This is a genomic window from Collinsella sp. HCP3S3_D1, assembly GCF_052064015.1.
Taxonomy (GTDB): domain Bacteria; phylum Actinomycetota; class Coriobacteriia; order Coriobacteriales; family Coriobacteriaceae; genus Collinsella.
Map to the genome: position 1 here is coordinate 1 of NZ_JBQHWK010000033.1, position 3723 is coordinate 3723.

At 69.2% G+C, this 3723-nt stretch carries 5 protein-coding genes; all 5 read right to left on the reverse strand.

Annotated features, from left to right (window positions below):
* Positions 1-59 precede the first annotated feature (59 nt).
* Positions 60-938 carry a hypothetical protein gene (locus tag ACTNDJ_RS08850; RefSeq protein WP_441083562.1) on the reverse strand — a complete coding sequence of 293 codons (879 nt, stop codon included), beginning with the start codon at positions 936-938 and terminating at the stop codon, positions 60-62.
* A gap of 2 nt (positions 939-940) precedes the next feature.
* On the reverse strand, positions 941-1435 hold the full coding sequence (locus tag ACTNDJ_RS08855; RefSeq protein ID WP_441083563.1) for a hypothetical protein: 495 nt from the start codon (positions 1433-1435) through the stop codon (positions 941-943).
* An 11-nt stretch (positions 1436-1446) separates the two neighbouring features.
* Positions 1447-2310, reverse strand: coding sequence for a hypothetical protein (locus ACTNDJ_RS08860; RefSeq protein WP_441042110.1), 864 nt, complete (start codon positions 2308-2310; stop codon positions 1447-1449).
* Between the two features lie 82 nt (positions 2311-2392).
* Positions 2393-3496 (reverse strand): hypothetical protein, encoded by a 1104-nt coding sequence (locus ACTNDJ_RS08865; protein WP_441083564.1) that lies wholly within the window; start codon positions 3494-3496, stop codon positions 2393-2395.
* A 2-nt stretch (positions 3497-3498) separates the two neighbouring features.
* Positions 3499-3723, reverse strand: a 225-nt coding sequence (locus ACTNDJ_RS08870; RefSeq protein ID WP_441083565.1) for a hypothetical protein, incomplete at its 5' end; no start/stop codon positions are given.

Genomic DNA, 3723 nt, shown 5'->3' on the forward strand with positions numbered 1-3723 from the left:
ACCCAGACAAGAACCAATAGGACGCCGAGCCCGAGCATCGCTGTCCGGCGAGACACGCGTCAGTCCTTGAGTGCGTCGCCGAGCCGGGACACGACCGCGTCGGCGACAGCCTGCGGGGTTCCACCGGTCTTCACTGCGGCCTCGACGGCCGTGCGCACGAGCGGGGTGAGTCCGGCGAGCACCGAGCGGGCGATCGCCTGCTCATCGACGACCACGCCCTGACGCTTGGCGAGCTCCCGCACCAGCCGCAGCGTCTCCTGGCTGTTGATGCTGGCCCAAATCTGGTTGTTGTTGCGGGAGCTGGCGACGAGCGCGTTCGATGAGCCTTTCTGGAGCGGCTGCCAGTCGTAGGCGGCCAGCGCGTCGGTGACGATGGCTTTGAGCTGGTTTGGGGTGTAGGGCATGTCATCCTCCTGGGTGGATGTTTGGGTGGTGTGGGTGTCGGTGCGCTGCTGGTACTGCTCCCACGACAGGAGCGGGGACGGTCTCCACGGGTCCGGGTCGCGGTCCTTGCCGACGAGCCCGTCGAGGCCACGCCGGTAGTGCGACACCTGCACCATCGCCGACGCAGCCAGCCCCTCTGTGTTGGTGGTCTGGTCGGGGGGCATGAGCACCAGATGGTGATGCTCCACCCATGAGCGGGACGGCATCCGATGCCATGCCGCGAACCCGACCTGCCGACACGCCCTCAGCACCGCCTTGCGCTGCGGTGGGGTGAGGTGGTGGCGGATCGACAGGTCGACCACGCCGTCTCCGGTGTGGGTCGAGCCCGAGTAGGGGCTGCGTGGCTGCCACGACCCCTGACCGGGGCGGATGATCCACCCGTCCCGCCAGCCACGGAACTCGGGCATCGCGGCAGCCAGCCGCTCGGCCTCGATCAGTGCGTCCCGAGTGCGGGGCGACAGCAGGGGGCCGCGCCACGTGATCCGATCAGCCATCATCACACCTCGTAGGTCATCGTGAAAAACAGCGAGTCCCCAGCCGCCCACCCACCAGGGTTGTTGTTGGAGATCCGCCCGGACGGGATCAGCGCAACCACACGGCCAGGGCCCACCGGCCTCACCGTCAGCGGATACTCAGACCCGCCACGCGCCAGCCACCCCACGCCAGTGACCATCATCCAGGCCCTGGCGTTGACCGGCATCGACCACACCCACGCCGCCGACCCGAGATTGGTGGTCGAGCCTCGCCCCATCGACACCGAGGCGTGCACCAGACGCCCCACCTGCATCCAGCGACCCTCCAGCGTGCCGTTTCCGATCGAGAGGTTGGTGCCGTCGCTCTGCGACCACGCCACGGCGTATGACGACCACGACGGAGACAGCGACGACAGCGCATTTTCGGTGCCCTGAGCCAGCAGGGCCATATCTGCCGGGACGTTGTTTGCGTCCGCCAACTCCGGCGTCCGGAGTCCATAGATCGGTGTGGTCGGCATCCCGTGCCTCCTTAGATCGTGGTGATGAGAGTGACCCGTCCAGCGTCGGGACGGTCAGATGGGCCCAGTAGTGCCATGTAGTCCGTGGTGCCCTGGTACGAGACAGCGATCCCGCGAGCAGCGCCGGACAGCAGCGCCGACACCTCAGCGCTGGTCAGCGCGATGTCGACGGTGCCGCCCTGTGCCACTGTCCCGGCGGCGCGAGGCTGAGTTGTCAGCGCGGGAGGTGACGATGGTCGCGTCGCAGCACCGTGCAGCGCCAGCCACACGGTCCGCGCCGCCGACATGCCCGCACCGGTCGCCCGATACAGACGCACCACACCAGACGAGCCAGTCCCGCCCCGTGCCAGGGTCGAGCCGTAAAAAAAGTAGCCGGTGTTGTCGGCCACCTGCCCCGAGGTGGAGTGCCCCTGATAGGCGCGGTGCCCGGCGGTGCCGTCGCTGCGCCACCTCCCAGACCTAGCCGTCGCAGCCTGCACCGCCCCAGCAGCCACAGTGGCCGGTGCGGGCGCCGGATCAGTCTGTGGCGGGGTCGGGTCAGACGGCGGCGTGGATGGCGGCGGCGGAGCGGACGGTGTGCCGATACGGCCCACCACCACACCACCAGCAGACCCCCACAGCAGCGCCACCCGATCACCCACCACCGGCACACCACCGACGTGCGGGACCGTCACAGGCCCCACCCCAGTCGAGACGGTCACCACACCAGACCCAGTGGATGACACAGTGCCCTCACTCGGCCGGGCGGTACGCAGACCCACCACATGCCACACCCCCTCGGAGCGCAGCAGCAGCACCCGGTCACCAACCGCCAGCGGTGTCGGCAGCCACACCAGCGGCGTCACCTCGGACCCCAGCACCGACACCAGCAGCACCGGGGAAGTTGCCCTCACCTCCCCCGCGACGGCAGGCGGACGAGCCGGGGTCAGAGCAGACGCGACAGCATCACCCAGAGGATCAGACATCGACCAGCACCCCCCACCCAGCGCTCGCCGTGACCGTCATCGATCCCCCAGTCAGCGGCAGCCTGATACCCGTCACCAGGGCATCCACCGTGCGGGTCGGCAGCCGTAGCCGCAGCGTGTCCAGCACATCAAGGGCCGGGTCTGGGGCGCACGTCACGGTCAGCACCTGACGACGCGCCGCCCTCGCCCGCTCACCCATCGTCCTCGCCGCCGACGCGCACTGAGCGTTCGTCCGCATTAGCGGGGAGTGCAGGAACTCGGGGACGCGTCCGAACCCGGAGGCATCCCATGCCAGCGGACCCGATGCCTCGAACTCGGCCCCACGTAGCGGCTGCCCAGACTCCGACTCCGATGTCACCACCCACCCGTTGCGGAGCCCGTCCCGGTCCATCACCGGCACCCACCCCACCACATCAGCAGCAGACGCCTCCCACACCTGACCAGACCCCACATCCGGGACACCCTGGAGCGCCCCGGCACGATCCACCCACGCCACCACACCCGCCAGACGCATCACCGACAGCAGCGCATCCATGCGGGACTCCGAGTACTCCACCGACGACGGCACCGTCTGCGACGCTGACCAGTCACCGACCGGCAGGATGTCGGCGACGAGCCGCTGCACCTCAGCGCGCACCGTTCCCCCACGCGGCCGCGTCGGGGTCGTGAACCGGTCATCGGCGACGATCCCCAGCAGGTCACCAGCGGAGACGCGCAGCATCTGAGCACCACGCACCCACCGGCCCGAGCGGTGTAGCCGCCACGGCGACCCGTCCGGCACGATGCGCTCCACGCGGAACTCGCCCAGCGGCGCATCACCGACGCCGGCGTACCCGGCACGCACCACCAGTCGATGCCCATGCACCGCCAGCGGCGCATCCGGTGCGCCCGTGAACAGCGACCCGTCCGGGTCAGCCACAGACAGTTCCAGCGACGACTGCACCTGCCCGCCCCGCACCTCCACCGACAGCGACCCGTCCACCACCTCCAGCGGCTCAGCAGTCAGCACCTGACCCCGCAGCGTCGGCCACACCTGACACGACAGCTCCACATCCCCCAGACGAGCCGCACCCCACCTCTCATCGACCGGCCACATAGCTACGCCTCCAGCAGACGGAGACGGTCCAGATACGTTGCCGCCGCAGCAGTCGAGTCCTGATACGTCGGATGCTCAGCCATATCGTCGGCATAGGTACGGGACGGCACCACCGGCAGGATCGCCGGCCCCCGCGACTCATACCCGTCCATCTGCCACGTCACCCGAGGCAGGTGCGGCACAGTCCGCTCCGACTCCACATCAGCCGCCGACACGTACAGCAGCCC

What these genes read in the sequence shown, in the direction of transcription:
- ACTNDJ_RS08850 (WP_441083562.1), bottom strand. Translation starts at nt 938, where the DNA reads ATGGCTGATCGGATCACGTGGCGCGGCCCCCTGCTGTCGCCCCGCACT.
- ACTNDJ_RS08855 (WP_441083563.1), bottom strand. Translation starts at nt 1,435, where the DNA reads ATGCCGACCACACCGATCTATGGACTCCGGACGCCGGAGTTGGCGGAC.
- ACTNDJ_RS08865 (WP_441083564.1), bottom strand. Translation starts at nt 3,496, where the DNA reads ATGTGGCCGGTCGATGAGAGGTGGGGTGCGGCTCGTCTGGGGGATGTG.